The following is a 26,978-nucleotide window of genomic DNA, read 5'->3' as shown; positions in this document are numbered from 1 at the left end:
CCCAAAACGACAACAATACACAAAAACAGAACCGGGAGGGGAGTGATGTCTCAGACAGCGAAAGTGCTGCTGCTGTATGCCCATCCGGAATCACAGGACTCGGTGGCAAACCGGGTGCTGCTTAAGCCGGCCACACAGCTCAGTAACGTAACGGTGCACGATCTCTACGCGCACTATCCCGATTTCTTTATTGATATTCCTTACGAGCAGGAACTGCTGCGTCAGCACGACGTGATTGTGTTCCAGCATCCGCTTTATACCTATAGCTGTCCGGCGCTGCTGAAAGAGTGGCTGGACCGCGTGCTGAGCCGGGGCTTTTCCAGCGGGGTGGGGGGCAACCAGCTGGCGGGAAAGTACTGGCGGAGTGTCATCACCACCGGTGAGCCGGAAAGCGCTTACCGTCACGACGGGCTGAACCGTTACCCCATGAGCGACATTCTGCGGCCGTTTGAGCTGACGGCGGCGATGTGCCGTATGCACTGGATGAGCCCGATTATTATCTACTGGGCACGGCGGCAGGATCCGAAAGCGCTGGCGAGCCATGCCAGGGCCTATGGCGAATGGCTGGCGTCACCGATTCCGGCGGGAGGACGCTAATGGACGGTTCGAATTTACTCCTCGCCGGGGTGCTGTTTTTGTTTGCCGCCGTCGTCGCGGTCCCCCTTGCCGCGCGTCTCGGCATTGGCGCGGTGCTGGGCTATTTGCTGGCGGGGATAGCCATTGGTCCCTGGGGGCTTGGGTTTATCAGCGATGTGGATGAAATTCTCCACTTCTCCGAGCTGGGCGTGGTGTTCCTGATGTTTATCATCGGGCTTGAGCTTAATCCGTCCAAGCTGTGGCAACTGCGGCAATCTATTTTTGGCGTCGGGGCGGCGCAGGTGTTGCTCAGCGCCGCCATTCTGGCGGGCCTGCTGATGCTGACGCAGTTTTCCTGGCAGGCCGCGGTGATTGGCGGGATCGGTCTTGCGATGTCGTCGACGGCGATGGCGCTTCAGCTGATGCGCGACAAAGGGATGAACCGCAACGAGGCGGGGCAACTGGGCTTTTCGGTGCTGCTGTTCCAGGATTTAGCGGTGATCCCGGCGCTGGCGCTGGTGCCGCTGCTGGCAGGCTCCGGAGACGATCATTTCGACTGGATGAAGATCTCCATGAAGGTGCTGGCCTTCGCGGGGATGCTGATCGGCGGACGGTTTTTACTGCGTCCAGTGTTCCGGTTTATTGCGGCATCCGGCGTACGCGAGGTATTCACCGCCGCAACGCTGCTGCTGGTGCTTGGTTCAGCGCTGTTTATGGATGCGCTGGGGCTGTCGATGGCGCTCGGGACGTTTATCGCCGGGGTGCTGCTTGCGGAAAGCGAGTACCGCCACGAGCTGGAGACCGCCATCGATCCGTTTAAGGGGCTGCTGTTAGGGCTGTTCTTTATCTCGGTGGGTATGGCGCTTAATCTTGGCGTGCTCTATACCCATCTGCTGTGGGTTATTGCGAGTGTCGCCGTGCTGGTGGCGGTCAAAACGCTGGTGCTGTATCTCCTCGCGCGGATTTACGGGCTGCGCAGCTCGGAAAGGATGCAGTTTTCCAGCGTGTTAAGTCAGGGCGGAGAGTTTGCGTTTGTGCTGTTTTCCACTGCGTCGTCTCAGAAGCTGTTCAAAGATGACCAGATGGCGCTGCTGCTGGTGACGGTCACGCTGTCGATGATGACCACGCCGCTGCTGATGAAGCTGGTGGACAAACTGCTGTCGCGCCGCCTGAATCCCGCAGACGATGAAGACGAAGCGCCGTGGGTGGAAGATGATAAACCGCAGGTGATCGTCGTGGGCTTTGGCCGCTTCGGACAGGTGATTGGTCGCCTGTTGATGGCAAATAAAATGCGCATTACGGTGCTGGAGCGCGATATCAGCGCCGTCAACCTGATGCGCAAATATGGTTATAAGGTGTACTACGGGGATGCGACGCAGCTTGAGCTGTTGCGCTCGGCGGGCGCAGAGGCTGCGGAGTCCATCGTCATCACCTGTAACGATCCGGAAGACACAATGAAGCTGGTGGAGCTGTGCCAGCAGCATTTCCCGCATCTGCATATTCTGGCGCGTGCGCGCGGACGTGTTGAGGCTCACGAACTTTTGCAGGCGGGTGTGAAACACTTCTCCCGCGAAACCTTCTCCAGCGCGCTGGAGCTGGGGCGCAAGGCGCTGGTTTCGCTGGGTATGCATCCTCACCAGGCGCAACGCGCCCAGATGCATTTCCGCCGGCTGGATATGCGAATGCTGCGTGAACTGATGCCTGTGCACAGCGACACGGCGCAGATCTCCCGCGTGCGGGAAGCGCGTCGCGAACTGGAGGAGATCTTCCAGCGTGAGATGCAACAGGAACGACGCCAGCTCGACGGCTGGGATGAATTTGAATAAAGGGTAACGAAAGATGGCTTTACGTAAACGCTTTATCGCGGGCGCAAAATGCCCGTCCTGCCAGGCGCAAGATACGCTGGCCATGTGGCGGGAGAATAATATCGATATTGTTGAATGTGTTAAGTGCGGTCACCAGATGCGTGAGGCCGACAAAGAAGCCCGCGATCACGTTCGCAAAGAAGAGCAAGTGATCGGCATTTTTCATCCAGACTAGCGATATGCTCTGAGTTTTTTTAAGCTTAAGGGTACACGGGTGCAGAATTCCGCTACAATCTGCGCCAGCAATTTTCCCACGCTCAGGAGATATCATGAAAGTAGCAAAAGACCTGGTGGTCAGCCTGGCCTATCAGGTACGTACAGAAGACGGTGTGTTGGTTGATGAGTCTCCGGTGAGTGCGCCGCTGGACTACCTGCATGGTCACGGTTCCCTGATTTCCGGCCTGGAAACGGCGCTGGAAGGTCATGAAGTTGGCGACAAATTCGACGTTGCTGTCGGCGCGAACGACGCTTACGGTCAGTATGATGACAACCTGGTTCAGCGCGTTCCTAAAGACGTGTTCATGGGCGTTGACGAGTTGCAGGTTGGCATGCGCTTCCTGGCTGAAACTGACCAGGGTCCGGTTCCGGTTGAAATCACAGAAGTTGAAGACGACCACGTTGTTGTTGACGGCAACCACATGCTGGCTGGTCAGAACCTGAAGTTCAACGTAGAAGTTGTTGCTATCCGTGAAGCGACCGAAGAAGAGCTGGCTCATGGCCACGTTCATGGTGCGCACGGTCACGACCATGACCACGATCACGGCCACGACGGCTGCTGCGGTGGTCACGGCCACGATCATGGTCATGATCACGGCCACGGTAAAGGTGGTTGCGGTAACGGCGGCTGCGGCTGCCACTGATTCCGTACTGCGGAAAATAAAAAAGCGGGATAATCCCGCTTTTTTTACGCCTCAATAATGAGGTGGTGGCGTCTCTTCAGCCTGAGAGGCGATGTGCGACGACTGCGTTGCCTTCACTTTTTCAGTGAGAAGTCGCATCAAATCGCGCATTTTTGCCATTTCAAGCTCATGAGCCGTCACGGTCTGGTTCAGTTCTTCGATGGTGATGTCCTGAAAAGCCAGGCGGCTTTCCAGCTCAGCCAGTCTCGCTTCGATCGTTGTATCCTTCATCATTCACCTCGTTTATCTCTCATGCGCCATAATGGACCAGCGGCGGCGAAGTTTATCTGACTTTTTCCTTAAGTACAGTATCCATCTCCCTGACAAGAAACTTATTTAAACAAAAATAGTCTGAAAAGAAGCGACATTCGGGGGAGTCTGTCTGTAGATTTCTTCCGCAACGTTTTATAGTACGTCACTCATTTACGTTTAACACTGGGGTGAGAGACCTCAGGTCCTGGAGATATGGATGAAATCACTGTTTAAAGTTACGCTGCTGGCGACCACTATGGCTGTAGCGCTCAATGCGCCGCTGTCTTTCGCTGCTGATACTGCTGCGAAGCCTGCTGCGACTACAGACAGCAAAGCGGCATTCAAGAATGACGACCAGAAATCCGCCTACGCACTTGGCGCGTCTCTGGGCCGTTACATGGAAAACTCTCTGAAAGAACAAGAGAAACTGGGCATCAAACTGGACAAAAACCAGCTGATCGCAGGGGTTCAGGATGCGTTCGCAGACAAGAGCAAACTGTCTGACCAGGAAATCGAGCAGACTCTGCAAGCGTTTGAAGCGCGCGTGAAAGGCGCCGCTCAGACCAAGATGGAAGCAGACGCTAAAGATAACGAAGCGAAAGGCAAAGCCTACCGCGATAAGTTCGCTAAAGAGAAAGGCGTTAAAACGTCTTCTACTGGCCTGATCTATAAAGTTGAGAAAGAAGGTACCGGCGACGCGCCTAAAGACAGCGACACCGTTGTAGTTAACTACAAAGGTACGCTGATCGACGGTAAAGAATTCGATAATTCTTATACTCGCGGTGAGCCTCTCTCCTTCCGTCTGGACGGTGTGATCCCGGGCTGGACCGAAGGCCTGAAGAACATCAAGAAAGGCGGTAAAATCAAGCTGGTCATCCCACCGGATCTGGCTTACGGCAAAACCGGCGTTCCGGGTATCCCGGCTAACTCTACGCTGGTATTTGATGTAGAACTGCTGGACATCAAACCGGCGCCGAAAGCGGATGCGAAAACAGACGCACCGGCTGACGACAAAGCCGCAGCAGCTAAGAAGTAATGCTGAAAAAAACCGCCGCCTTTACAGGCGGCGGTTTTTTTATTGTGGGGCAGATATAATTAACACTGGAAAGCGTTATACACGCTGTATTAATTTAGTTGTCCGTGTAGATAATGAGCCTGCCCTGAAAACCTAACGACAGGCTCCTGAAAAGGAGTGTTTTTTTCATGTCCAGGTCGCTTTTAACCAACGAAACCAGTGAACTTGATTTGCTGGATCAACGTCCATTTGACCAGACCGACTTCGATATTCTGAAATCCTACGAAGCGGTAGTGGACGGGTTAGCGATGCTCATTGGTTCCCACTGCGAAATCGTATTGCATTCCCTGCAAGATCTTAAGTGTTCCGCTATCCGCATTGCGAATGGTGAGCACACTGGCCGTAAAATTGGTTCGCCAATCACCGACCTTGCATTGCGTATGTTGCATGACATGACCGGCGCGGACAGCAGCGTCTCAAAATGCTATTTCACCCGCGCCAAAAGCGGCGTGCTGATGAAATCAGAAACGATCGCGATTCGAAACCGCGAACACCGGGTGATCGGTCTGCTGTGCATCAACATGAACCTTGATGTGCCATTCTCGCAAATCATGAGCACTTTCATTCCGCCAGAAACGCCGGACGTGGGCTCATCGGTGAACTTTGCCTCTTCTGTTGAGGATCTCGTGACACAGACGCTGGAGTTCACCATTGAAGAGGTGAATGCCGATCGCAACGTATCCAACAACGCCAAGAATCGTCAGATCGTCCTGAACCTCTATGAGAAAGGGATTTTTGATATCAAAGATGCCATCAACCAGGTGGCCGATCGCCTGAATATCTCCAAACACACGGTTTACCTCTATATTCGCCAGTTCAAAAGCGGCGACTTCCTGGGGCAAGACAAGTAATGCGTTTTGCGTTAATGGTGACGGGCCCGGCGTACGGTACCCAGCAGGCCAGCAGCGCGCTACAGTTTGCCCATGCGCTGCTTGATGCCGGTCATGAACTGGCAAGCGTCTTCTTCTATCGTGAAGGGGTCTATAACGCGAACCAGTTTACGTCCCCGGCGAGCGATGAGTTTGACCTTGTGCGCGCCTGGCAAAAATTAAACGAAACGCAGGGCGTCGACCTGCATATCTGCGTCGCGGCGGCACTGCGTCGCGGCGTGACGGATGCGACTGAAGCCGAACGCCTTGGTCTGGCAGGGGCTAACCTGCAACCGGGCTTTTCGCTCAGCGGATTAGGCGCATTAGCACAGGCGGCGTTGACCTGCGACAGAGTGGTGCAATTTTGATGAAGCGCGTAGCGTTTGTTTTTACTTCTGCCCCGCATGGCAGCGCTTCAGGCCGGGAAGGGCTGGATGCATTGCTCGCGACCTCGGCTTTAACCGAAGATATTGGCGTCTTCTTTTTAGGCGATGGCGTATTCCAGCTTCTGGCAGGCCAACAACCGCAGGCCATTCTTGCGCGCGACTACATTGCGACCTTTAAAGTTCTGCCGCTCTATGACATTGAAACCTTCTATGTGTGCGCCGACTCGCTGGCCGCTCGTGGGTTAAATGAGAAAATACCGTTCGTGCTGGACGTGACGATCCTGACATCTTCTGCGCTGCGCGAACAACTTTCTCACTACGATACCGTTCTGACTTTCTGAGGCTATCATGCTCCATACCCTGAGCCGTTCACCGTGGCAATGCGATATCGACACGTTACTGAGCATGCTGCGCGAAGGCGATGATCTGCTGCTGATTCAGGATGGCGTGCTCGCGGCGCTTGATGGCAGCCGTTTTGTTGAAATCCTCGCTAATGCCCCCATAACAGTCTCTGCGCTTAAAGAGGATCTGGATGCGCGGGGTCTTTCTGGTCAAATTTCAGCCAAAATTGACGTGGTTGGCTATACTGATTTCGTCAATCTTACTGTGACGCACGCCAGTCAAATGAACTGGTGATTTGAGATCGCTGTATATTTCTTGACACCTTTTCGACGTAGCCCTAAAATTTCGCGTCCTCATATTGTATGAGGTCGTTTTATTACGTGTTTACGAAGCAAAAGCTAAAACCAGGAGCTATTTAATGGCAACAGTTAACCAGCTGGTACGCAAACCACGTGCACGCAAAGTTGCAAAAAGCAACGTGCCTGCGCTGGAAGCCTGCCCGCAGAAACGTGGCGTATGTACTCGTGTATATACCACCACTCCTAAAAAACCAAACTCCGCACTGCGTAAAGTATGCCGTGTGCGTTTGACTAACGGTTTCGAAGTGACTTCCTACATCGGTGGTGAAGGTCACAACCTTCAGGAGCACTCCGTGATCCTGATCCGTGGCGGTCGTGTTAAAGACCTTCCGGGTGTTCGTTACCACACCGTTCGTGGTGCGCTGGACTGCTCAGGTGTTAAAGACCGTAAGCAGGCTCGCTCCAAGTACGGCGTGAAGCGTCCTAAGGCTTAATGGTTCTCCGTTAAGTAAGGCCAAACTGATTTATCTTAATGTCAAACTAAACTCGTAGAGTTTTGGACAATCCTGAATTAACAACGGAGTAATCCCATGCCACGTCGTCGCGTCATTGGTCAGCGTAAAATTCTTCCAGATCCGAAATTCGGATCAGAACTGCTGGCAAAATTTGTAAATATCCTGATGGTAGATGGTAAAAAATCTACTGCAGAAGCAATCGTATACAGCGCGCTGGAGACCCTGGCTCAGCGTTCTGGTAAAAATGAACTGGAAGCTTTCGAAGTCGCTCTCGACAACGTGCGCCCGACTGTAGAAGTTAAGTCTCGCCGCGTTGGTGGTTCTACTTATCAGGTTCCAGTTGAAGTTCGTCCGGTTCGTCGTAATGCTCTGGCAATGCGTTGGATCGTTGAAGCTGCTCGTAAACGCGGTGATAAATCCATGGCTCTGCGTCTGGCGAACGAACTTTCTGATGCTGCAGAAAACAAAGGTACTGCAGTTAAGAAACGTGAAGACGTTCACCGTATGGCAGAAGCCAACAAGGCGTTCGCACACTACCGTTGGTAATCCCTTCGGAGTCGTAGTCACCAGGCGGGCGCTTCAGAGAAGCCGCCCGCTCTGGGTAACTTAACTGAACGCCTAAAGATATAAACGAGGAATCAAATGGCTCGTACAACACCCATCGCACGCTACCGTAACATCGGTATCAGTGCGCACATCGACGCCGGTAAAACCACTACTACCGAACGTATTCTGTTCTACACCGGTGTAAACCATAAAATCGGTGAAGTTCATGACGGCGCAGCCACCATGGACTGGATGGAACAGGAGCAGGAGCGTGGTATTACTATCACCTCCGCAGCGACTACTGCTTTCTGGTCAGGTATGGCTAAGCAGTACGAACCGCATCGCGTAAACATCATCGACACCCCAGGGCACGTTGACTTCACCATCGAAGTAGAACGTTCCATGCGTGTTCTTGACGGCGCGGTAATGGTTTATTGCGCAGTTGGTGGTGTTCAGCCACAGTCTGAAACCGTATGGCGTCAGGCTAACAAATATAAAGTTCCACGCATCGCGTTCGTTAACAAAATGGACCGTATGGGTGCTAACTTCCTGAAAGTTGTTGGCCAGATCAAAACCCGTCTGGGCGCGAACCCTGTTCCGCTTCAGTTGGCAATTGGTGCTGAAGAAGGCTTCACCGGTGTTATCGACCTGGTGAAAATGAAAGCCATCAACTGGAACGAAGCAGATGCGGGCGTTACCTTCGAATACGAAGATATCCCGGCAGAGATGCAGGACCTGGCTGACGAATGGCACCAGAACCTGATCGAATCCGCAGCAGAAGCTTCTGAAGAGCTGATGGAGAAATACCTGGGTGGTGAAGAACTGACTGAGCAAGAGATCAAATCTGCTCTGCGTCAGCGTGTTCTGAACAACGAAATCATCCTGGTAACCTGTGGTTCTGCGTTCAAGAACAAAGGTGTTCAGGCAATGCTGGATGCGGTAGTTGACTACCTGCCATCCCCGGTTGACGTTCCTGCGATCAACGGCATCCTGGACGACGGTAAAGATACTCCGGCTGAGCGTCACGCAAGTGATGACGAGCCGTTCTCTGCGCTGGCGTTCAAAATTGCTACCGACCCATTCGTGGGTAACCTGACCTTCTTCCGCGTTTACTCTGGTGTGGTTAACTCCGGTGACACCATCCTGAACTCCGTGAAATCGGCGCGTGAACGTTTTGGCCGTATCGTACAGATGCACGCTAACAAACGTGAAGAGATCAAAGAAGTTCGTGCGGGCGACATCGCTGCTGCTATCGGTCTGAAAGACGTGACTACTGGTGACACCCTGTGTGACCCGGATCACCCGATCATTCTGGAGCGTATGGAATTCCCTGAGCCGGTAATCTCCATCGCGGTTGAACCAAAAACCAAAGCTGACCAGGAAAAAATGGGTCTGGCTCTGGGCCGTCTGGCGAAAGAAGACCCATCATTCCGCGTATGGACTGATGAAGAATCTAACCAGACCATCATCGCTGGTATGGGTGAACTGCACCTGGACATCATCGTTGACCGTATGAAGCGTGAATTCAACGTTGAAGCGAACGTGGGTAAACCTCAGGTTGCTTACCGCGAAGCGATTCGCGCGAAAGTTACCGATGTTGAAGGTAAACACGCTAAGCAGTCTGGTGGTCGCGGTCAGTACGGTCACGTTGTGATCGACATGTACCCACTGGAGCCGGGCTCTAACCCTAAAGGTTACGAGTTCATCAACGACATCAAAGGTGGTGTAATTCCTGGCGAATACATCCCTGCCGTTGATAAAGGTATCCAGGAGCAGCTGAAAGCTGGTCCTCTGGCTGGTTACCCGGTTGTAGACATGGGTGTTCGTCTGCACTTCGGTTCTTACCACGACGTTGACTCCTCTGAACTGGCGTTTAAACTGGCTGCGTCTATTGCCTTTAAAGAAGGCTTTAAGAAAGCAAAACCAGTTCTGCTTGAGCCAATCATGAAGGTTGAAGTAGAAACTCCGGAAGAGAACACCGGTGACGTTATCGGTGACTTGAGCCGTCGTCGCGGTATGCTGCGTGGTCAGGAATCCGAAGTAACTGGCGTTAAGATCCACGCTGAAGTTCCGCTGTCTGAAATGTTCGGATATGCAACTCAGCTGCGTTCTCTGACCAAAGGTCGTGCATCATACACTATGGAATTCCTGAAGTATGATGATGCGCCGAACAACGTTGCTCAGGCCGTTATCGAAGCCCGTGGTAAGTAATCCACAGGATTAAAACCTAAGTCCCGTGCTCTCTCCGAAGGGGAGAGCACTATAGTAAGGAATATAGCCGTGTCTAAAGAAAAATTTGAACGTACAAAACCGCACGTCAACGTTGGTACTATCGGCCACGTTGACCATGGTAAAACTACCCTGACTGCTGCAATCACTACCGTACTGGCTAAAACCTACGGCGGTGCTGCTCGTGCTTTCGACCAGATCGATAACGCACCAGAAGAAAAAGCTCGTGGTATCACCATCAACACCTCTCACGTTGAGTATGACACCCCGACTCGCCACTACGCACACGTAGACTGCCCAGGCCACGCCGACTATGTTAAAAACATGATCACCGGTGCTGCGCAGATGGACGGCGCGATCCTGGTTGTTGCTGCGACTGACGGCCCTATGCCTCAGACTCGTGAGCACATCCTGCTGGGTCGTCAGGTAGGCGTTCCTTTCATCATCGTGTTCCTGAACAAATGCGACATGGTTGATGACGAAGAGCTGCTGGAACTGGTAGAGATGGAAGTTCGTGAACTGCTGTCTCAGTACGATTTCCCAGGCGACGATACCCCAATCGTTCGTGGTTCCGCGCTGAAAGCGCTGGAAGGCGAAGCAGAGTGGGAAGAGAAAATCATCGAACTGGCTGGCTACCTGGATTCTTACATCCCAGAACCAGAGCGTGCGATTGACAAGCCATTCCTGCTGCCAATTGAAGACGTATTCTCCATCTCCGGTCGTGGTACCGTTGTTACCGGTCGTGTAGAGCGCGGTATCATCAAAGTTGGTGAAGAAGTTGAAATCGTTGGTATCAAAGAGACTGCGAAGTCTACCTGTACTGGCGTTGAAATGTTCCGCAAACTGCTGGACGAAGGCCGTGCTGGTGAGAACGTTGGTGTTCTGCTGCGTGGTATCAAACGTGAAGAAATCGAACGTGGTCAGGTTCTGGCGAAGCCAGGCTCAATCAAGCCACACACCAAGTTCGAATCTGAAGTGTACATTCTGTCCAAAGACGAAGGCGGCCGTCATACTCCGTTCTTCAAAGGCTACCGTCCACAGTTCTACTTCCGTACAACTGACGTGACCGGTACCATCGAACTGCCAGAAGGCGTAGAGATGGTAATGCCAGGCGACAACATCAAGATGGTTGTGACTCTGATCCACCCAATCGCGATGGACGACGGTCTGCGTTTCGCAATCCGTGAAGGCGGCCGTACCGTTGGCGCGGGCGTTGTTGCTAAAGTTCTGGGCTAATTAATTATCCCTGAAATAAAAAGGACGCTTCGGCGTCCTTTTTTGTTTTCTGCCGTTGGGCATTGTCATAAAAATTCGCATTTTTTGCTTTCTCCCGCCACGTATTCCGACGCCCGTGCTATTGTAATCATAACCATTCTCACTTACACTTTGCGCATATTTTGAACGGGAGTCTTTATGTACGTTTGTTTATGTAATGGTGTAAGCGACAAAAAAATTCGTCAGGCCGTTCGCCAGTTTCAACCACAATCTTTCCAGCAGCTTCGTAAGTTTGTTCCGGTGGGAAATCAATGCGGTAAATGCGTTCGCGCAGCGCGTGAGATCATGCAGGACGAACTGATGCAGATCCCGGAATTCAAAGAGATCGCGTAAGCCTCCATCTTTTTTTTGACATCCCCGTAGCCCGATCTACGCTTCAATGAGTGGAAGCGGAGGGACTATATAATGAAAGGTGATGTTAAAATCATAAGTTATCTCAATAAATTATTGGGAAATGAGCTTGTCGCAATCAATCAGTATTTTCTCCATGCAAGAATGTTCAAAAACTGGGGACTGACTCGCCTCAACGATGTTGAATACCATGAGTCCATTGATGAAATGAAACACGCCGATAAATATATTGAGCGTATTTTATTCCTCGAAGGCATTCCTAACCTACAGGATCTCGGAAAACTGGGCATCGGAGAAGATGTTGAAGAGATGCTGCGTTCTGATCTCCGGCTAGAGCTGGAGGGTGCAAAAGACCTGCGTGAAGCCATTGCCTATGCGGACAGCGTACATGACTACGTCAGCCGGGATATGATGATCCAGATCCTGGCCGATGAAGAAGGGCACATCGACTGGCTTGAGACCGAACTGGATCTCATTAGCAAAATTGGCCTACAGAACTACCTTCAGTCTCAGATCAAAGTGGAAAGTTAATCAGGCTTTCCCAGCCAACGCATAAACCCGCTGCCGCCAGAAATGGCCCAAAAGGCAGTGGGTTTTTTAATGCCTGCTTATCAGGGTTGAACAACGAGAAACCAACCAGATACAGCAGAGCCATTAACGCGGCCACTAATGCCAGTACTGGCAGTACACACCAGCCATGCCATGCTCCCAGCGCCGCAAGATATTTTATGTCGCCATACCCCATCCCTTCACGTCGGCAGATGAGTCGATATCCCCAATAGATAACGGCGAATCCGGCGTATCCTGCCGTCGCACCCACTACCGCGCTCGGCAAAAAATCAGGATGAAGACAAAGCTGGTAGAGCAGGCCCGTCCATAGCAGCGGGCAAAGGAATTTATCGGGAAGCAGCCCCGTGCGAATATCGGTGCGTACAAGCAAGGCCGATAACGCAAAATAGATCAGCAGAAAGGGGAGGGACATTAGCATAGCGAGAGCCTCAAAATGGTTTGAGCGCATACTCGTAACAATCTGCATGCCCGGCAATGTGTAAAAACAACAATTGCATAGCGGCTTCAGACAAAGAGTTGAGAAGGGATACTTTGCATAAAAAATTGCGAGGCCTTACGCAGAGTACGACTTTGGCGCTTAATTTCTAAACGGCACTTGCGTCTTTCGCTGATTTACGTATAATGCGCGGGCTTGTCGTAATTGACGGCGGGTTCAATCTGAACCAGAGTAGCTCACTTTGTTACTCAACAATGCTCCCAATTGGGGAGCTACGTAAGAACGGTTACACTCTCCCATCAATCGTAATGGGTTTGAGGAGTAATCATTTTCGTTTATAAAATAATTGGAGCTCTGGTCTCATGCAGAACCAAAGAATCCGTATCCGCCTTAAAGCGTTTGATCATCGTCTGATCGATCAATCAACCGCGGAAATCGTCGAGACTGCTAAGCGCACTGGTGCGCAAGTCCGTGGTCCGATCCCGCTGCCGACCCGCAAAGAGCGCTTTACCGTTCTGATCTCTCCGCACGTTAACAAAGATGCGCGTGATCAGTACGAGATCCGCACTCACAAGCGTCTGGTTGACATCGTTGAGCCAACTGAGAAAACCGTTGATGCTCTGATGCGTCTGGATCTGGCTGCCGGTGTAGACGTGCAGATCAGCCTGGGTTAATCAGGTCATCGAGCGATTGAGAGGTTGATACAATGATTGGTTTAGTCGGTAAAAAAGTGGGCATGACCCGCATCTTCACTGAAGATGGCGTTTCAATCCCAGTAACCGTAATCGAAGTTGAAGCAAACCGCGTTACCCAGGTTAAAGATCTGGCTAACGATGGCTACCGCGCTGTTCAGGTGACCACTGGTGCTAAAAAAGCTAACCGTGTAACCAAACCAGAAGCGGGTCACTTCGCTAAAGCTGGCGTAGAAGCTGGCCGTGGTCTGTGGGAATTCCGTCTTGCTGAAGGCGAAGAGTTCACCGTAGGTCAGGACATTAGCGTTGAGCTGTTTGCTGACGTTAAAAAAGTTGACGTAACCGGTACCTCTAAAGGTAAAGGTTTTGCTGGTACCGTTAAGCGCTGGAACTTCCGTACCCAGGACGCTACTCACGGTAACTCCTTGTCTCACCGCGTTCCGGGTTCTATCGGTCAGAACCAGACTCCGGGCAAAGTGTTCAAAGGCAAGAAAATGGCAGGTCAGCTGGGCAACGAACGTGTAACCGTTCAGAGCCTGGACGTAGTACGTGTTGACGCTGAGCGCAACCTGCTGCTGGTTAAAGGTGCGGTCCCGGGTGCAACCGGTAGCGACCTGATCGTTAAACCAGCTGTGAAGGCGTAAGGGGATAGCAATGGAATTAGTATTGAAAGACGCGCAGAGCGCGCTGACTGTTTCCGAAACTACCTTCGGTCGTGATTTCAACGAAGCGCTGGTTCACCAGGTTGTTGTTGCTTATGCAGCTGGTGCTCGTCAGGGTACTCGTGCTCAGAAGACTCGTGCTGAAGTAACTGGTTCAGGCAAAAAGCCATGGCGCCAGAAAGGTACCGGCCGTGCGCGTTCAGGTTCTATCAAGAGCCCGATCTGGCGTTCAGGTGGCGTGACCTTCGCTGCGCGTCCACAGGACCACAGTCAAAAAGTTAACAAAAAGATGTACCGCGGCGCGCTGAAAAGCATCCTGTCCGAACTGGTACGTCAGGATCGTCTGATCGTTGTCGAGAAGTTCTCTGTTGAAGCGCCTAAAACTAAGCTGCTGGCACAGAAACTGAAAGACATGGCTCTGGAAGATGTGCTGATCATCACCGGTGAGCTGGACGAGAACCTGTTCCTGGCCGCGCGTAACCTGCACAAGGTTGACGTACGCGACGCGACTGGTATCGACCCGGTTAGCCTGATCGCCTTCGACAAAGTCGTAATGACTGCTGATGCTGTTAAGCAAGTTGAGGAGATGCTGGCATGATTCGTGAAGAACGTCTGCTGAAGGTGCTGCGCGCACCGCACGTTTCTGAAAAAGCGTCTACTGCGATGGAAAAAACAAACACCATCGTTCTCAAAGTTGCTAAAGACGCGACCAAAGCAGAGATCAAAGCTGCTGTGCAGAAACTGTTTGAAGTCGAAGTCGAAGTCGTTAACACCCTGGTAGTTAAAGGGAAAGTTAAACGTCACGGACAGCGTATCGGTCGTCGTAGCGACTGGAAAAAAGCTTACGTCACCCTGAAAGAAGGCCAGAACCTGGACTTCGTTGGCGGCGCTGAGTAAGTCGGAGGAGTAATACAATGGCAGTTGTTAAATGTAAACCGACATCTCCGGGTCGTCGCCACGTAGTTAAAGTGGTTAACCCTGAGCTGCACAAGGGCAAACCTTTTGCTCCGTTGCTGGAAAAAAACAGCAAATCCGGTGGTCGTAACAACAATGGCCGTATCACCACTCGTCACATCGGTGGTGGCCACAAGCAGGCTTATCGTATTGTTGACTTCAAACGCAACAAAGACGGTATCCCAGCAGTTGTTGAGCGTCTTGAGTACGATCCGAACCGTTCCGCGAACATCGCGCTGGTTCTGTACAAAGATGGCGAACGCCGTTACATCCTGGCCCCTAAAGGCCTGAAAGCTGGCGACCAGATTCAGTCTGGCGTTGATGCTGCAATCAAAGCAGGCAACACCCTGCCGATGCGCAATATCCCGGTTGGTTCTACCGTTCATAACGTAGAAATGAAACCAGGTAAAGGCGGTCAGCTGGCGCGTTCCGCGGGTACTTACGTTCAGATCGTTGCGCGTGACGGTGCTTATGTCACCCTGCGTCTGCGTTCTGGTGAAATGCGTAAAGTCGAAGCAGACTGCCGCGCTACTCTGGGCGAAGTTGGCAATGCTGAGCATATGCTGCGCGTTCTGGGTAAAGCTGGTGCTGCACGCTGGCGTGGTGTTCGTCCTACCGTTCGCGGTACTGCGATGAACCCAGTCGATCACCCACATGGTGGTGGTGAAGGTCGTAACTTTGGTAAGCACCCGGTAACTCCGTGGGGCGTTCAGACCAAAGGTAAGAAGACCCGCAGCAACAAGCGTACTGATAAATTTATCGTACGTCGCCGTAGCAAATAATTTTAGAGGATAAGCCATGCCACGTTCTCTCAAGAAAGGTCCTTTTATTGACCTGCACTTGCTGAAGAAGGTAGAGAAAGCGGTGGAAAGCGGAGACAAGAAGCCCCTGCGCACTTGGTCCCGTCGTTCAACGATCTTTCCTAACATGATCGGTTTGACCATCGCTGTCCATAATGGTCGTCAGCACGTTCCAGTCTTTGTTACCGACGAAATGGTTGGTCACAAACTGGGTGAATTCGCACCGACTCGTACTTATCGCGGCCACGCTGCTGATAAAAAAGCGAAGAAGAAATAAGGTAGGAGGAAGAGATGGAAACTTTAGCTCAACATCGCCATGCTCGTTCTTCTGCACAGAAGGTTCGCCTTGTTGCTGACCTGATTCGCGGTAAGAAAGTGTCGCAGGCCCTGGACATCCTGACCTATACCAACAAGAAAGCTGCGGTATTGGTCAAGAAAGTACTGGAATCTGCCATTGCTAACGCTGAACACAACGATGGCGCTGACATCGACGATCTGAAAGTCGCGAAAATTTTCGTAGATGAAGGCCCAAGCATGAAGCGCATTATGCCGCGTGCGAAAGGTCGTGCAGATCGCATCCTGAAGCGCACCAGCCACATTACTGTGGTTGTGTCCGATCGCTGAGACTCTGGAGACTAGCAATGGGTCAGAAAGTACATCCTAATGGTATTCGCCTGGGTATTGTAAAACCATGGAACTCTACCTGGTTTGCGAACACCAAAGAATTCGCTGACAACCTGGACAGCGATTTTAAAGTACGTCAGTACCTGACTAAGGAACTGGCTAAAGCGTCTGTATCTCGTATCGTTATCGAGCGTCCAGCTAAGAGCATCCGTGTGACTATTCACACTGCTCGCCCTGGCATCGTTATCGGTAAGAAAGGCGAAGACGTAGAAAAACTGCGCAAGGTCGTAGCGGATATCGCTGGCGTTCCTGCACAGATCAATATCGCTGAAGTTCGTAAGCCTGAACTGGACGCTAAATTGGTTGCTGACAGCATCACTTCTCAGCTGGAACGTCGTGTTATGTTCCGTCGTGCTATGAAGCGTGCTGTACAGAACGCAATGCGTCTGGGCGCTAAGGGTATCAAAGTTGAAGTTAGCGGCCGTCTGGGCGGCGCGGAAATCGCACGTACCGAATGGTACCGCGAAGGTCGCGTACCGCTGCACACTCTGCGTGCTGACATCGACTACAACACCTCTGAAGCGCACACCACTTACGGTGTAATCGGCGTTAAGGTATGGATCTTCAAAGGTGAGATCCTGGGTGGTATGGCTGCTGTTGAACAACCGGAAAAACCGGCTGCTCAACCTAAAAAGCAGCAGCGTAAAGGCCGTAAATAAGGAGCGTCGCTGATGTTACAACCAAAGCGTACAAAATTCCGTAAAGTGCACAAAGGCCGCAACCGTGGTCTGGCGCAGGGTACGGATGTTAGCTTCGGCACTTTCGGTCTGAAAGCTGTTGGCCGTGGTCGTCTGACTGCACGTCAGATCGAAGCAGCACGTCGTGCAATGACCCGTGCAGTTAAGCGTCAAGGTAAGATCTGGATCCGTGTATTCCCGGACAAACCGATCACCGAGAAGCCACTGGAAGTTCGTATGGGTAAAGGTAAAGGTAACGTGGAGTACTGGGTTGCCTTGATCCAACCGGGCAAAGTCCTTTATGAAATGGACGGTGTTCCGGAAGAGCTGGCCCGTGAAGCCTTCGGCCTGGCAGCAGCGAAACTGCCTATCAAAACCACCTTTGTAACTAAGACGGTGATGTAATGAAAGCAAAAGAGCTGCGTGAAAAAAGCGTTGAAGAGCTGAACGCTGAGCTGCTGAACCTGCTGCGTGAGCAGTTCAACCTGCGTATGCAGGCTGCAAGTGGCCAGCTGCAACAGACTCACCTGCTGAAGCAAGTGCGTCGCAATGTTGCGCGCGTTAAGACTTTACTGACTCAGAAGGCGGGTGCGTAATGACCGATAAAATCCGTACTCTGCAAGGTCGTGTTGTTAGCGATAAAATGGAGAAATCCATTGTTGTAGCTATCGAACGTTTTGTGAAACACCCGATCTACGGTAAATTCATCAAGCGTACGACCAAACTGCACGTACATGACGAGAACAACGAATGTGGTATCGGCGACAAGGTTGAAATCCGTGAATGCCGTCCACTGTCCAAGACTAAGTCCTGGACGCTGGTTCGCGTTGTAGAGAAAGCGGTTCTGTAATAGAGTACGCATTCTCAATACGAATAAACGGCTCAGCAATGAGCCGTTTATTTTTTCTACCCATATTGCAGAAGCGGTGTTATAATGCCGCGCCCTCGATATGGGGCTTTTTAACGGCTCTGATTTTAGAGTCTCAGGTAGTAGTTGACATTAGCGGAGCACTAAAATGATCCAAGAACAGACTATGCTGAACGTCGCCGACAACTCCGGTGCACGTCGCGTAATGTGTATCAAGGTTCTGGGTGGCTCGCACCGTCGCTACGCAGGCGTAGGCGACATCATCAAGATCACCATCAAGGAAGCAATTCCACGTGGTAAGGTCAAAAAAGGTGATGTGCTGAAGGCGGTAGTGGTGCGCACCAAGAAGGGTGTTCGTCGCCCTGACGGTTCTGTCATTCGCTTCGATGGTAATGCATGCGTTATTTTAAACAATAACAGCGAGCAGCCTATCGGCACGCGTATCTTTGGGCCGGTAACTCGTGAACTTCGTACTGAGAAGTTCATGAAAATTATCTCTCTGGCACCAGAAGTACTCTAAGGAGCGAATCATGGCAGCGAAAATCCGTCGTGATGACGAAGTTATCGTGTTAACCGGTAAAGATAAAGGTAAACGCGGTAAAGTAAAAAATGTTCTGTCTTCCGGCAAACTCGTCGTTGAAGGTATCAACCTGGTTAAGAAACATCAGAAGCCGGTTCCGGCCCTGAACCAACCAGGCGGCATCGTTGAAAAAGAAGCTGCTATTCAGGTTTCTAACGTTGCAATCTTCAATGCGGCTACCGGTAAGGCTGACCGTGTAGGCTTTAGATTCGAAGACGGCAAAAAAGTCCGTTTCTTCAAGTCTAACAGCGAAACTATCAAGTAATTTGGAGTAGTACGATGGCGAAACTGCATGATTACTACAAAGACGAAGTAGTTAACAAACTCATGACTGAGTTTAGCTACAATTCTGTCATGCAAGTCCCTCGGGTCGAGAAGATCACCCTGAACATGGGTGTTGGTGAAGCGATCGCTGACAAAAAACTGCTGGATAACGCAGCAGCTGACCTGACAGCAATCTCCGGTCAAAAACCGCTGATCACCAAAGCACGCAAATCTGTTGCAGGCTTCAAAATCCGTCAGGGCTATCCGATCGGCTGTAAAGTAACTCTGCGTGGCGAACGCATGTGGGAGTTCCTTGAGCGCCTGATCACTATTGCTGTTCCACGTATCCGTGACTTCCGTGGCTTGTCCGCTAAGTCTTTCGACGGTCGTGGTAACTACAGCATGGGTGTCCGTGAGCAGATCATCTTCCCAGAAATCGACTACGATAAAGTCGACCGCGTGCGTGGTTTGGATATTACCATTACCACTACTGCGAAATCTGATGAAGAAGGCCGTGCTCTGCTGGCTGCCTTTGACTTCCCGTTCCGCAAGTAAGGTAGGGTTACTGAATGGCTAAGCAATCAATGAAAGCACGCGAAGTAAAGCGCGTAGCTTTAGCTGATAAATTCTTCGCTAAACGCGCTGAACTGAAAGCGATCATTTCTGATGTGAACGCTTCCGACGAAGATCGTTGGAATGCGGTTCTCAAGCTGCAGTCTCTGCCGCGTGATTCCAGCCCGTCTCGTCAGCGTAACCGCTGTCGTCAAACAGGTCGTCCACATGGTTATGTGGGCAAGTTTGGGTTGAGCCGTATCAAACTGCGTGAAGCCGCCATGCGCGGTGAAGTACCAGGCTTGAAAAAGGCTAGCTGGTAATTACCAATTGAATCACGGGAGTAAAGACAGATGAGCATGCAAGATCCGATCGCGGATATGCTGACCCGTATCCGTAACGGTCAGGCCGCGAACAAAGTTGCGGTCACCATGCCTTCCGCCAAGCTGAAAGTGGCAATTGCCAACGTGCTGAAGGAAGAAGGTTTTATCGAAGATTTTAAAGTTGAAGGCGACACCAAGCCGGAACTGGAACTTACTCTCAAGTATTTCCAGGGTAAAGCTGTTGTAGAAAGCATTCAGCGTGTCAGCCGCCCAGGCCTGCGCATCTATAAGAAAAAAGATGAGCTGCCAAAAGTAATGGCTGGTCTTGGTATCGCAGTTGTTTCTACCTCTAAAGGTGTTATGACTGATCGTGCAGCGCGCCAGGCTGGTCTTGGTGGCGAAATTATCTGCTACGTAGCCTAATCGGAGGAAAGAATGTCTCGTGTTGCTAAAGCACCGGTCGTTATTCCTGCCGGCGTTGATGTCAAAATCGACGGTCAGGTTATTACGATCAAAGGTAAAAACGGCGAGCTGACTCGTACCCTCAACAAAGCTGTTGAAGTTAAACATGCAGATAACGCTCTGACCTTCGGTCCACGTGATGGTTTCGTGGATGGATGGGCTCAGGCTGGTACCGCGCGTGCCCTGCTGAACTCAATGGTTGTTGGTGTTACCGAAGGCTTCACTAAAAAGCTTCAGCTGGTTGGTGTAGGTTATCGTGCAGCTATCAAAGGGAATGCAGTAGGCCTGTCTCTGGGCTTCTCACACCCTGTTGAGCATCCGCTGCCGGCCGGAATCACTGCAGAATGCCCGACTCAGACTGAAATCGTGCTGAAAGGCGCTGATAAACAGCTGATCGGTCAGGTTGCAGCAGATCTGCGCGCCTACCGTCGTCCTGAGCCTTATAAAGGCAAGGGTGTTCGTTACGCCGACGAAGTCGTGCGTACCAAAGAGGCTAAGAAGAAGTAAGGTAACACTATGGATAAGAAATCTGCTCGTATCCGTCGTGCGACCCGCGCACGCCGCAAGCTCAAAGAGCTGGGTGCAACTCGCCTGGTGGTACATCGTACCCCGCGTCATATTTACGCACAGGTAATTGCACCGAACGGTTCTGAAGTTCTGGTAGCTGCTTCTACTGTAGAAAAAGCTATCTCAGAACAATTGAAGTATACCGGTAACAAAGACGCCGCTGCAGCTGTAGGTAAAGCTGTTGCAGAACGCGCTCTGGAAAAAGGCATCAGCAATGTTTCCTTTGACCGTTCCGGGTTCCAATATCATGGTCGTGTCCAGGCACTGGCAGATGCTGCCCGTGAAGCTGGCCTTCAGTTCTAAGGTAGAGGTGTAAGATGGCTCACATCGAAAAACAGGCTGGCGAACTGCAGGAAAAGCTGATCGCGGTAAACCGCGTATCTAAAACCGTTAAAGGTGGTCGTATTTTCTCCTTCACAGCTCTGACTGTAGTGGGTGATGGTAACGGTCGCGTTGGTTTTGGTTACGGTAAAGCGCGTGAAGTTCCAGCAGCGATCCAGAAAGCGATGGAAAAAGCCCGTCGCAATATGATTAACGTCGCGCTGAACAACGGTACCCTGCAACACCCAGTTAAAGGTGTTCACACGGGTTCTCGTGTATTCATGCAGCCAGCTTCCGAAGGTACCGGTATCATCGCCGGTGGTGCAATGCGCGCCGTTCTGGAAGTTGCTGGAGTTCATAACGTTCTGGCTAAAGCATATGGTTCCACCAACCCGATCAACGTGGTTCGTGCAACTATTGATGGCCTGGAAAATATGAATTCTCCAGAAATGGTCGCTGCCAAGCGTGGTAAATCCGTTGAAGAAATTCTGGGGTAATTGACCATGGCAAAGACTATTAAAATCACTCAAACCCGCAGTGCAATCGGTCGTCTGCCGAAACACAAGGCAACGCTGCTTGGCCTGGGTCTGCGTCGTATTGGTCATACCGTTGAGCGCGAGGATACTCCTGCTGTTCGTGGTATGGTCAACGCGGTTTACTTCATGGTTAAAGTTGAGGAGTAAGAGATGCGTTTAAATACTCTGTCTCCGGCCGAAGGCTCTAAAAAGGCGGGTAAACGCCTGGGTCGTGGTATCGGTTCTGGCCTCGGCAAAACCGGTGGTCGTGGTCACAAAGGTCAGAACTCTCGTTCTGGCGGTGGCGTACGTCGCGGTTTCGAGGGTGGCCAGATGCCACTGTACCGTCGTCTGCCGAAGTTCGGCTTCACCTCTCGCAAAGCAGCGATTACAGCGGAAATCCGTCTGTCTGACCTGGCGAAAGTTGAAGGCGGCGTTGTAGACCTGAATACGCTGAAAGCGGCTAACATTATCGGCATCCAGATCGAGTTCGCGAAAGTGATCCTGTCTGGTGAAGTTTCTACTCCGGTAACTGTTCGTGGCCTGCGTGTTACTAAAGGTGCTCGTGCTGCTATCGAAGCTGCTGGCGGTAAAATTGAGGAATAAGTAGCAGATGGCTAAGCAACCGGGATTAGATTTTCAAAGTGCCAAAGGTGGATTTGGCGAGCTGAAACGCAGACTGCTGTTTGTAATCGGCGCGCTGATTGTGTTCCGTATTGGCTCTTTTATTCCGATCCCTGGTATTGATGCCGCTGTACTTGCCAAACTGCTTGAGCAACAGCGAGGCACCATCATTGAAATGTTCAACATGTTCTCTGGTGGTGCTCTCAGCCGTGCTTCTATTTTCGCACTGGGTATTATGCCGTACATTTCGGCATCGATTATTATCCAACTGCTGACGGTCGTTCATCCGGCCCTGGCAGAGTTGAAGAAAGAAGGGGAGTCTGGACGTCGTAAGATTAGCCAGTACACCCGTTACGGCACTCTGGTGCTGGCAATATTCCAGTCGATCGGTATTGCTACCGGTCTTCCGAATATGCCTGGTATGCAGGGCCTGGTATTAAACCCAGGCTTTGCATTCTATTTCACCGCTGTTGTAAGTCTGGTCACAGGGACCATGTTCCTGATGTGGCTCGGCGAACAGATTACTGAACGAGGTATCGGTAACGGTATCTCAATCATTATCTTCGCCGGTATCGTTGCGGGTCTCCCGCCGGCCATCGCCCATACTATCGAGCAAGCGCGTCAAGGCGACCTGCACTTCCTCCTGTTGCTGTTGGTTGCAGTATTAGTATTTGCAGTGACGTTCTTTGTTGTCTTCGTTGAACGTGGTCAACGCCGCATTGTGGTGAACTACGCTAAACGTCAGCAGGGTCGTCGTGTCTATGCTGCACAGAGCACACATTTACCGCTGAAAGTGAATATGGCGGGGGTTATCCCGGCTATCTTCGCTTCCAGTATTATTCTGTTCCCGGCAACCATCGCGTCATGGTTCGGGGGCGGTACTGGTTGGAACTGGCTGACAACAATTTCGCTGTATTTGCAGCCTGGGCAACCACTTTATGTGTTACTCTATGCGTCTGCGATCATCTTCTTCTGTTTCTTCTACACGGCGTTGGTCTTCAACCCGCGTGAAACAGCAGATAACCTGAAGAAGTCCGGTGCATTTGTACCAGGAATTCGTCCGGGAGAGCAAACGGCGAAGTATATCGATAAAGTAATGACTCGCCTGACTTTGGTTGGTGCGCTTTATATTACTTTTATCTGCCTGATCCCGGAGTTCATGCGTGATGCAATGAAAGTACCGTTCTACTTCGGTGGGACCTCACTGCTTATCGTTGTTGTCGTGATTATGGACTTTATGGCTCAAGTGCAAACTCTGATGATGTCCAGTCAGTATGAGTCTGCATTGAAGAAGGCGAACCTGAAAGGCTACGGCCGCTAAATGGTCGTCTGAGAAGTTACGGAGAGTAAAAATGAAAGTTCGTGCTTCCGTCAAGAAATTATGCCGTAACTGCAAAATCGTTAAGCGTGATGGTGTCATCCGTGTGATTTGCAGTGCCGAGCCGAAGCATAAACAGCGCCAAGGCTGATTATTTCGCATATTTTTCTTGCAAAGTTGGGTTGAGCTGGCTAGATTAGCCAGCCAATCTTTTGTATGTCTGTACGTTTCCATTTGAGTATCCTGAAAACGGGCTTTTCAGCATGGTGCGTACATATTAAATAGTAGGAGTGCATAGTGGCCCGTATAGCAGGCATTAACATTCCTGATCAGAAACATGCTGTGATCGCATTAACTTCGATCTACGGCGTCGGCAAGACCCGTTCCAAAGCCATTCTGGCTGCAGCGGGTATCGCTGAAGATGTTAAGATCAGTGAGCTGTCTGAAGAACAAATCGACACGCTGCGTGACGAAGTTGCCAAATTTGTCGTTGAAGGTGATCTGCGCCGTGAAATCAGCATGAGCATCAAGCGCCTGATGGATCTTGGTTGCTATCGCGGTTTGCGTCATCGTCGTGGTCTGCCAGTGCGCGGTCAGCGTACTAAGACCAACGCACGTACCCGTAAGGGTCCGCGCAAACCGATCAAGAAATAATCGGGGTGATTGAATAATGGCAAAGGCACCAGTTCGTGCACGTAAACGTGTAAGAAAACAAGTCTCTGACGGCGTGGCTCATATCCATGCTTCTTTCAACAACACCATCGTTACTATTACTGATCGTCAGGGTAACGCATTGGGTTGGGCAACAGCCGGTGGTTCCGGTTTCCGTGGTTCTCGCAAATCCACTCCGTTCGCAGCTCAGGTTGCAGCAGAGCGTTGCGCTGAAGCCGTAAAAGAATACGGCATCAAGAATCTGGAAGTTATGGTTAAAGGTCCGGGTCCGGGTCGTGAATCTACTGTTCGCGCTCTGAACGCCGCTGGTTTCCGCATCACGAATATTACTGATGTGACTCCGATCCCTCATAACGGTTGTCGTCCGCCGAAAAAACGTCGCGTATAACGCTCGTTTTTTAGGTTAGTTGGAGATAGAAAATGGCAAGATATTTGGGTCCTAAGCTCAAGCTGAGCCGTCGTGAGGGCACCGACTTATTCCTTAAGTCTGGCGTTCGCGCGATCGATACCAAGTGTAAAATTGAACAAGCTCCTGGCCAGCACGGTGCGCGTAAACCGCGTCTGTCTGACTATGGTGTGCAGTTGCGTGAAAAGCAAAAAGTTCGCCGTATCTACGGTGTGCTGGAGCGTCAGTTCCGTAACTACTATAAAGAAGCAGCACGTCTGAAAGGCAACACAGGTGAAAACCTGCTGGCTCTGCTGGAAGGTCGTCTGGACAACGTTGTATACCGTATGGGCTTCGGCGCGACTCGTGCTGAATCACGCCAGTTGGTTAGCCATAAAGCAATCATGGTAAACGGTCGTGTTGTTAACATCGCTTCTTATCAGGTTAAAGCGAATGACGTTGTTAGCATTCGTGAGAAAGCGAAAAAGCAATCTCGCGTGAAAGCCGCTCTGGAGCTGGCTGAGCAGCGTGAAAAGCCAACCTGGCTGGAAGTTGATGCTGGCAAGATGGAAGGTACGTTCAAGCGTCAGCCTGAGCGTTCTGATCTGTCTGCGGACATTAACGAACACCTGATCGTCGAGCTTTACTCCAAGTAAAGCTTAGTACCAAAGAGAGGACACAATGCAGGGTTCTGTGACAGAGTTTCTAAAACCGCGCCTGGTAGATATCGAGCAAGTGAGTTCGACGCACGCCAAGGTGACCCTTGAGCCTTTAGAGCGTGGCTTTGGCCATACTCTGGGTAACGCACTGCGCCGTATTCTGCTCTCATCGATGCCGGGTTGCGCGGTGACCGAGGTTGAGATTGATGGTGTACTTCATGAGTACAGCACCAAAGAAGGCGTTCAGGAAGATATCCTTGAAATCCTGCTCAACCTGAAAGGGCTGGCGGTGAGAGTTCAGGGTAAAGATGAAGTTATTCTTACTCTGAATAAATCTGGCATTGGCCCTGTGACTGCAGCCGACATCACCCACGACGGTGATGTTGAAATCGTCAAGCCGCAGCACGTGATCTGCCACCTGACCGATGAGAACGCAGCTATTAGCATGCGTATCAAAGTTCAGCGCGGTCGTGGTTATGTGCCGGCTTCTGCCCGAATTCATTCGGAAGAAGATGAGCGCCCAATCGGCCGTCTGCTGGTCGACGCATGCTACAGCCCTGTAGAGCGTATTGCCTACAATGTTGAAGCAGCGCGTGTAGAACAGCGTACCGACCTGGACAAGCTGGTCATCGAAATGGAAACCAATGGCACAATCGATCCTGAAGAGGCGATTCGTCGTGCGGCAACCATCCTGGCAGAACAACTGGAAGCTTTCGTTGACTTACGTGATGTACGTCAGCCGGAAGTGAAAGAAGAGAAACCAGAATTCGATCCGATCCTGCTGCGCCCTGTTGACGATCTGGAATTGACTGTCCGCTCTGCTAACTGCCTCAAGGCAGAAGCTATCCACTATATCGGTGATCTGGTACAGCGTACCGAGGTTGAGTTGCTGAAAACGCCGAACCTGGGTAAAAAATCTCTTACCGAGATTAAAGACGTGCTGGCTTCACGTGGTCTGTCTCTGGGCATGCGCCTGGAAAACTGGCCACCAGCAAGCATTGCTGACGAGTAACCGGATCACAGGTTAAGGTTTTACTGAGAAGGATAAGGTCATGCGCCATCGTAAGAGTGGTCGTCAACTGAACCGCAACAGCAGCCATCGCCAGGCTATGTTCCGCAACATGGCAGGTTCACTGGTTCGTCATGAAATCATCAAGACGACCCTGCCTAAAGCGAAAGAGCTGCGTCGCGTAGTTGAGCCGCTGATTACTCTTGCCAAGACTGACAGCGTTGCTAATCGTCGTCTGGCATTCGCCCGTACTCGTGATAACGAGATCGTGGCAAAACTGTTTAACGAACTGGGCCCGCGTTTCGCGAGCCGTGCCGGTGGTTACACTCGCATTCTGAAGTGTGGCTTCCGTGCAGGCGACAACGCGCCGATGGCTTACATCGAGCTGGTTGATCGTTCAGAGAAAGCAGAAGCTGCTGCAGAGTAATCTGTAGTAACGTAAAAAAACCCGCCTCGGCGGGTTTTTTTATATCCGCAGAATCTCCACTTATCTACAATGTCTGTATCTTTTCTGCTCATCCCCTGGAGTTCATTATGTGGTTGCTCGATCAGTGGGCTGAACGCCATATTAGCGATGCCCAAAACAAAGGCGAGTTTGAAAATCTCCCCGGTAGCGGTGAGCCACTGGTGCTGGACGATAATTCACACATTCCCCCTGAATTACGGGCCGGTTATCGCTTACTGAAAAACGCAGGTTGTTTACCCCCTGAACTTCAGCAACGCAATGAAGCCGTCGAGCTTGCCGATCTGCTTAAAGGCATTCATAAGAATGACCCGCGGTACTCCGAAATCAGCCGTCGATTAGCGCTCATCGAAATAAAACTGCGCCAGACGGGAATGAATACTGACTTTTTGCATGGTGAGTACAGTGAAAGGTTAATGCAAAAAATAAACAAGGAGTAGCC

Annotated in this window: 46 protein-coding genes; 44 read left to right on the top strand and 2 right to left on the bottom strand. The window is 51.3% G+C overall.

All coding sequences use genetic code 11. The features are described from left to right. Nucleotides 1–45 precede the first annotated feature (45 nt). The 4 genes from kefG (at nucleotide 46) to slyD (ending at nucleotide 3,301) form a co-directional block, all read left to right on the top strand. Nucleotides 46–597 carry a glutathione-regulated potassium-efflux system ancillary protein KefG gene (gene kefG / locus ACQG0S_RS20535; RefSeq protein ID WP_003861686.1) on the top strand — a complete coding sequence of 184 codons (552 nt, stop codon included), beginning with the start codon at nucleotides 46–48 and terminating at the stop codon, nucleotides 595–597. Next, complete coding sequence (gene kefB, locus ACQG0S_RS20530; RefSeq protein ID WP_003861688.1) at nucleotides 597–2,402, top strand: glutathione-regulated potassium-efflux system protein KefB; 1,806 nt, start codon at nucleotides 597–599, stop codon at nucleotides 2,400–2,402. The genes kefG and kefB overlap by 1 nt, the downstream gene beginning before the upstream one ends. A 13-nt stretch (nucleotides 2,403–2,415) precedes the next feature. Continuing rightward, a complete protein-coding gene (locus tag ACQG0S_RS20525; protein ID WP_022649597.1) occupies nucleotides 2,416–2,616 on the top strand; it encodes a YheV family putative zinc ribbon protein in 201 nt (66 codons plus the stop codon). Nucleotides 2,617–2,710: 94 nt separating this feature from the next. Next, nucleotides 2,711–3,301 carry a peptidylprolyl isomerase gene (gene slyD, locus ACQG0S_RS20520; protein ID WP_003861691.1) on the top strand — a complete coding sequence of 197 codons (591 nt, stop codon included), beginning with the start codon at nucleotides 2,711–2,713 and terminating at the stop codon, nucleotides 3,299–3,301. 51 nt (nucleotides 3,302–3,352) lie between these two features. On the opposite strand, the gene ACQG0S_RS20515 is transcribed toward slyD, so the two are convergent. Then, nucleotides 3,353–3,571, bottom strand: coding sequence for a protein SlyX (locus tag ACQG0S_RS20515; protein ID WP_023298761.1), 219 nt, complete (start codon nucleotides 3,569–3,571; stop codon nucleotides 3,353–3,355). A gap of 238 nt (nucleotides 3,572–3,809) precedes the next feature. Between ACQG0S_RS20515 and fkpA the strand changes: the two genes are divergently transcribed. From fkpA to bfr, 11 genes are all read left to right on the top strand, one after another. Next, nucleotides 3,810–4,628 (top strand): FKBP-type peptidyl-prolyl cis-trans isomerase, encoded by an 819-nt coding sequence (gene fkpA / locus ACQG0S_RS20510; RefSeq protein WP_003861695.1) that lies wholly within the window; start codon nucleotides 3,810–3,812, stop codon nucleotides 4,626–4,628. 167 nt (nucleotides 4,629–4,795) lie between these two features. Further along, nucleotides 4,796–5,518: a helix-turn-helix transcriptional regulator gene (locus ACQG0S_RS20505; protein WP_003861697.1), complete on the top strand. Its 723-nt coding sequence runs from the start codon at nucleotides 4,796–4,798 to the stop codon at nucleotides 5,516–5,518. Continuing rightward, nucleotides 5,518–5,904 (top strand): sulfurtransferase complex subunit TusD, encoded by a 387-nt coding sequence (gene tusD / locus ACQG0S_RS20500; RefSeq protein ID WP_003861699.1) that lies wholly within the window; start codon nucleotides 5,518–5,520, stop codon nucleotides 5,902–5,904. Before ACQG0S_RS20505 ends, tusD begins: the two co-directional genes overlap by 1 nt. Next, nucleotides 5,904–6,263, top strand: a complete 360-nt coding sequence (gene tusC / locus ACQG0S_RS20495; protein ID WP_023298759.1) for a sulfurtransferase complex subunit TusC — start codon at nucleotides 5,904–5,906, stop codon at nucleotides 6,261–6,263. The genes tusD and tusC overlap by 1 nt, the downstream gene beginning before the upstream one ends. Before the next feature lie 7 nt (nucleotides 6,264–6,270). Continuing rightward, nucleotides 6,271–6,558, top strand: a complete 288-nt coding sequence (gene tusB / locus ACQG0S_RS20490) for a sulfurtransferase complex subunit TusB (protein ID WP_022649592.1) — start codon at nucleotides 6,271–6,273, stop codon at nucleotides 6,556–6,558. A gap of 124 nt (nucleotides 6,559–6,682) precedes the next feature. Then, complete coding sequence (rpsL, locus tag ACQG0S_RS20485) at nucleotides 6,683–7,057, top strand: 30S ribosomal protein S12 (protein ID WP_000246815.1); 375 nt, start codon at nucleotides 6,683–6,685, stop codon at nucleotides 7,055–7,057. A gap of 96 nt (nucleotides 7,058–7,153) precedes the next feature. Further along, nucleotides 7,154–7,624, top strand: a complete 471-nt coding sequence (gene rpsG, locus ACQG0S_RS20480) for a 30S ribosomal protein S7 (RefSeq protein WP_003861706.1) — start codon at nucleotides 7,154–7,156, stop codon at nucleotides 7,622–7,624. 96 nt (nucleotides 7,625–7,720) lie between these two features. After that, nucleotides 7,721–9,835 (top strand): elongation factor G, encoded by a 2,115-nt coding sequence (gene fusA / locus ACQG0S_RS20475; protein WP_022649591.1) that lies wholly within the window; start codon nucleotides 7,721–7,723, stop codon nucleotides 9,833–9,835. 69 nt (nucleotides 9,836–9,904) lie between these two features. Continuing rightward, nucleotides 9,905–11,089: an elongation factor Tu gene (gene tuf, locus ACQG0S_RS20470; RefSeq protein ID WP_017693880.1), complete on the top strand. Its 1,185-nt coding sequence runs from the start codon at nucleotides 9,905–9,907 to the stop codon at nucleotides 11,087–11,089. 177 nt (nucleotides 11,090–11,266) lie between these two features. Further along, nucleotides 11,267–11,461 (top strand): bacterioferritin-associated ferredoxin, encoded by a 195-nt coding sequence (gene bfd / locus ACQG0S_RS20465; protein ID WP_003863268.1) that lies wholly within the window; start codon nucleotides 11,267–11,269, stop codon nucleotides 11,459–11,461. 72 nt (nucleotides 11,462–11,533) lie between these two features. Beyond that, complete coding sequence (gene bfr, locus ACQG0S_RS20460; RefSeq protein ID WP_003863270.1) at nucleotides 11,534–12,010, top strand: bacterioferritin; 477 nt, start codon at nucleotides 11,534–11,536, stop codon at nucleotides 12,008–12,010. Here bfr and ACQG0S_RS20455 read toward each other — a convergent pair. Then, nucleotides 11,994–12,467 carry a prepilin peptidase gene (locus tag ACQG0S_RS20455; RefSeq protein WP_048966381.1) on the bottom strand — a complete coding sequence of 158 codons (474 nt, stop codon included), beginning with the start codon at nucleotides 12,465–12,467 and terminating at the stop codon, nucleotides 11,994–11,996. The two genes, bfr and ACQG0S_RS20455, sit on opposite strands and share 17 nt — an antisense overlap. 380 nt (nucleotides 12,468–12,847) lie before the next feature. Between ACQG0S_RS20455 and rpsJ the strand changes: the two genes are divergently transcribed. From rpsJ to ACQG0S_RS20310, 29 genes are all read left to right on the top strand, one after another. After that, on the top strand, nucleotides 12,848–13,159 hold the full coding sequence (gene rpsJ, locus ACQG0S_RS20450; RefSeq protein WP_001181005.1) for a 30S ribosomal protein S10: 312 nt from the start codon (nucleotides 12,848–12,850) through the stop codon (nucleotides 13,157–13,159). A 32-nt stretch (nucleotides 13,160–13,191) separates the two neighbouring features. After that, the gene (gene rplC, locus ACQG0S_RS20445) at nucleotides 13,192–13,821 is read left to right on the top strand and encodes a 50S ribosomal protein L3 (protein WP_006178923.1); all 630 of its coding nucleotides are present in this window, start codon (nucleotides 13,192–13,194) and stop codon (nucleotides 13,819–13,821) included. Between the two features lie 10 nt (nucleotides 13,822–13,831). Then, a complete protein-coding gene (gene rplD, locus ACQG0S_RS20440; RefSeq protein ID WP_000424395.1) occupies nucleotides 13,832–14,437 on the top strand; it encodes a 50S ribosomal protein L4 in 606 nt (201 codons plus the stop codon). After that, nucleotides 14,434–14,736, top strand: a complete 303-nt coding sequence (gene rplW / locus ACQG0S_RS20435; RefSeq protein ID WP_000617546.1) for a 50S ribosomal protein L23 — start codon at nucleotides 14,434–14,436, stop codon at nucleotides 14,734–14,736. Before rplD ends, rplW begins: the two co-directional genes overlap by 4 nt. 17 nt (nucleotides 14,737–14,753) lie before the next feature. Further along, the gene (rplB, locus tag ACQG0S_RS20430; RefSeq protein ID WP_000301859.1) at nucleotides 14,754–15,575 is read left to right on the top strand and encodes a 50S ribosomal protein L2; all 822 of its coding nucleotides are present in this window, start codon (nucleotides 14,754–14,756) and stop codon (nucleotides 15,573–15,575) included. A 16-nt stretch (nucleotides 15,576–15,591) separates the two neighbouring features. Beyond that, nucleotides 15,592–15,870: a 30S ribosomal protein S19 gene (gene rpsS / locus ACQG0S_RS20425; protein ID WP_001138117.1), complete on the top strand. Its 279-nt coding sequence runs from the start codon at nucleotides 15,592–15,594 to the stop codon at nucleotides 15,868–15,870. A 14-nt stretch (nucleotides 15,871–15,884) separates the two neighbouring features. Continuing rightward, the gene (rplV, locus tag ACQG0S_RS20420) at nucleotides 15,885–16,217 is read left to right on the top strand and encodes a 50S ribosomal protein L22 (protein ID WP_002919773.1); all 333 of its coding nucleotides are present in this window, start codon (nucleotides 15,885–15,887) and stop codon (nucleotides 16,215–16,217) included. Between the two features lie 17 nt (nucleotides 16,218–16,234). Beyond that, the gene (gene rpsC / locus ACQG0S_RS20415; RefSeq protein ID WP_000529945.1) at nucleotides 16,235–16,936 is read left to right on the top strand and encodes a 30S ribosomal protein S3; all 702 of its coding nucleotides are present in this window, start codon (nucleotides 16,235–16,237) and stop codon (nucleotides 16,934–16,936) included. A gap of 12 nt (nucleotides 16,937–16,948) precedes the next feature. Further along, nucleotides 16,949–17,359, top strand: a complete 411-nt coding sequence (rplP, locus tag ACQG0S_RS20410) for a 50S ribosomal protein L16 (RefSeq protein WP_002919759.1) — start codon at nucleotides 16,949–16,951, stop codon at nucleotides 17,357–17,359. Continuing rightward, nucleotides 17,359–17,550 (top strand): 50S ribosomal protein L29, encoded by a 192-nt coding sequence (gene rpmC, locus ACQG0S_RS20405; protein WP_003863282.1) that lies wholly within the window; start codon nucleotides 17,359–17,361, stop codon nucleotides 17,548–17,550. Before rplP ends, rpmC begins: the two co-directional genes overlap by 1 nt. Next, a complete protein-coding gene (gene rpsQ, locus ACQG0S_RS20400) occupies nucleotides 17,550–17,804 on the top strand; it encodes a 30S ribosomal protein S17 (RefSeq protein ID WP_002438707.1) in 255 nt (84 codons plus the stop codon). The genes rpmC and rpsQ overlap by 1 nt, the downstream gene beginning before the upstream one ends. A gap of 166 nt (nucleotides 17,805–17,970) precedes the next feature. Then, a complete protein-coding gene (gene rplN / locus ACQG0S_RS20395; RefSeq protein ID WP_002919748.1) occupies nucleotides 17,971–18,342 on the top strand; it encodes a 50S ribosomal protein L14 in 372 nt (123 codons plus the stop codon). Nucleotides 18,343–18,352: 10 nt separating this feature from the next. Beyond that, the gene (gene rplX / locus ACQG0S_RS20390; protein WP_003863287.1) at nucleotides 18,353–18,667 is read left to right on the top strand and encodes a 50S ribosomal protein L24; all 315 of its coding nucleotides are present in this window, start codon (nucleotides 18,353–18,355) and stop codon (nucleotides 18,665–18,667) included. 14 nt (nucleotides 18,668–18,681) lie between these two features. Continuing rightward, nucleotides 18,682–19,221, top strand: a complete 540-nt coding sequence (gene rplE, locus ACQG0S_RS20385; RefSeq protein WP_022649589.1) for a 50S ribosomal protein L5 — start codon at nucleotides 18,682–18,684, stop codon at nucleotides 19,219–19,221. A gap of 14 nt (nucleotides 19,222–19,235) precedes the next feature. Beyond that, nucleotides 19,236–19,541, top strand: coding sequence for a 30S ribosomal protein S14 (rpsN, locus tag ACQG0S_RS20380; protein ID WP_003863291.1), 306 nt, complete (start codon nucleotides 19,236–19,238; stop codon nucleotides 19,539–19,541). Between the two features lie 30 nt (nucleotides 19,542–19,571). Beyond that, nucleotides 19,572–19,964, top strand: coding sequence for a 30S ribosomal protein S8 (gene rpsH, locus ACQG0S_RS20375; protein WP_006178918.1), 393 nt, complete (start codon nucleotides 19,572–19,574; stop codon nucleotides 19,962–19,964). Between the two features lie 12 nt (nucleotides 19,965–19,976). Next, nucleotides 19,977–20,510: a 50S ribosomal protein L6 gene (gene rplF, locus ACQG0S_RS20370; protein ID WP_003863296.1), complete on the top strand. Its 534-nt coding sequence runs from the start codon at nucleotides 19,977–19,979 to the stop codon at nucleotides 20,508–20,510. A gap of 9 nt (nucleotides 20,511–20,519) precedes the next feature. Next, entirely contained in the window at nucleotides 20,520–20,873 is a 354-nt protein-coding gene (rplR, locus tag ACQG0S_RS20365; protein WP_003863297.1) for a 50S ribosomal protein L18, read from the top strand. A gap of 14 nt (nucleotides 20,874–20,887) precedes the next feature. Then, on the top strand, nucleotides 20,888–21,388 hold the full coding sequence (rpsE, locus tag ACQG0S_RS20360; protein WP_003863299.1) for a 30S ribosomal protein S5: 501 nt from the start codon (nucleotides 20,888–20,890) through the stop codon (nucleotides 21,386–21,388). Between the two features lie 6 nt (nucleotides 21,389–21,394). After that, nucleotides 21,395–21,574: a 50S ribosomal protein L30 gene (gene rpmD / locus ACQG0S_RS20355; RefSeq protein ID WP_003863301.1), complete on the top strand. Its 180-nt coding sequence runs from the start codon at nucleotides 21,395–21,397 to the stop codon at nucleotides 21,572–21,574. Between the two features lie 3 nt (nucleotides 21,575–21,577). Beyond that, entirely contained in the window at nucleotides 21,578–22,012 is a 435-nt protein-coding gene (gene rplO, locus ACQG0S_RS20350) for a 50S ribosomal protein L15 (protein WP_014885468.1), read from the top strand. A gap of 7 nt (nucleotides 22,013–22,019) precedes the next feature. Further along, nucleotides 22,020–23,351 carry a preprotein translocase subunit SecY gene (gene secY / locus ACQG0S_RS20345; protein WP_003863305.1) on the top strand — a complete coding sequence of 444 codons (1,332 nt, stop codon included), beginning with the start codon at nucleotides 22,020–22,022 and terminating at the stop codon, nucleotides 23,349–23,351. Between the two features lie 31 nt (nucleotides 23,352–23,382). After that, entirely contained in the window at nucleotides 23,383–23,499 is a 117-nt protein-coding gene (rpmJ, locus tag ACQG0S_RS20340; protein WP_000868187.1) for a 50S ribosomal protein L36, read from the top strand. Between the two features lie 146 nt (nucleotides 23,500–23,645). Continuing rightward, nucleotides 23,646–24,002: a 30S ribosomal protein S13 gene (rpsM, locus tag ACQG0S_RS20335; protein ID WP_003863308.1), complete on the top strand. Its 357-nt coding sequence runs from the start codon at nucleotides 23,646–23,648 to the stop codon at nucleotides 24,000–24,002. Between the two features lie 16 nt (nucleotides 24,003–24,018). Then, nucleotides 24,019–24,408 (top strand): 30S ribosomal protein S11, encoded by a 390-nt coding sequence (gene rpsK, locus ACQG0S_RS20330; protein WP_003863312.1) that lies wholly within the window; start codon nucleotides 24,019–24,021, stop codon nucleotides 24,406–24,408. A 32-nt stretch (nucleotides 24,409–24,440) separates the two neighbouring features. Then, nucleotides 24,441–25,061: a 30S ribosomal protein S4 gene (rpsD, locus tag ACQG0S_RS20325; RefSeq protein WP_003863314.1), complete on the top strand. Its 621-nt coding sequence runs from the start codon at nucleotides 24,441–24,443 to the stop codon at nucleotides 25,059–25,061. Between the two features lie 25 nt (nucleotides 25,062–25,086). Further along, the gene (locus ACQG0S_RS20320; protein WP_002919219.1) at nucleotides 25,087–26,076 is read left to right on the top strand and encodes a DNA-directed RNA polymerase subunit alpha; all 990 of its coding nucleotides are present in this window, start codon (nucleotides 25,087–25,089) and stop codon (nucleotides 26,074–26,076) included. Between the two features lie 40 nt (nucleotides 26,077–26,116). Then, a complete protein-coding gene (rplQ, locus tag ACQG0S_RS20315; RefSeq protein ID WP_001216368.1) occupies nucleotides 26,117–26,500 on the top strand; it encodes a 50S ribosomal protein L17 in 384 nt (127 codons plus the stop codon). A gap of 107 nt (nucleotides 26,501–26,607) precedes the next feature. Next, nucleotides 26,608–26,976: a DUF1992 domain-containing protein gene (locus ACQG0S_RS20310; protein ID WP_032626763.1), complete on the top strand. Its 369-nt coding sequence runs from the start codon at nucleotides 26,608–26,610 to the stop codon at nucleotides 26,974–26,976. Nucleotides 26,977–26,978 lie beyond the last annotated feature (2 nt).

Source organism: Enterobacter cloacae complex sp. 418I7, assembly GCF_050030705.1.
Classification (GTDB): Bacteria; Pseudomonadota; Gammaproteobacteria; order Enterobacterales; family Enterobacteriaceae; genus Enterobacter; species Enterobacter intestinihominis.
This window is presented reverse-complemented; position numbering and strand designations above follow the sequence as displayed.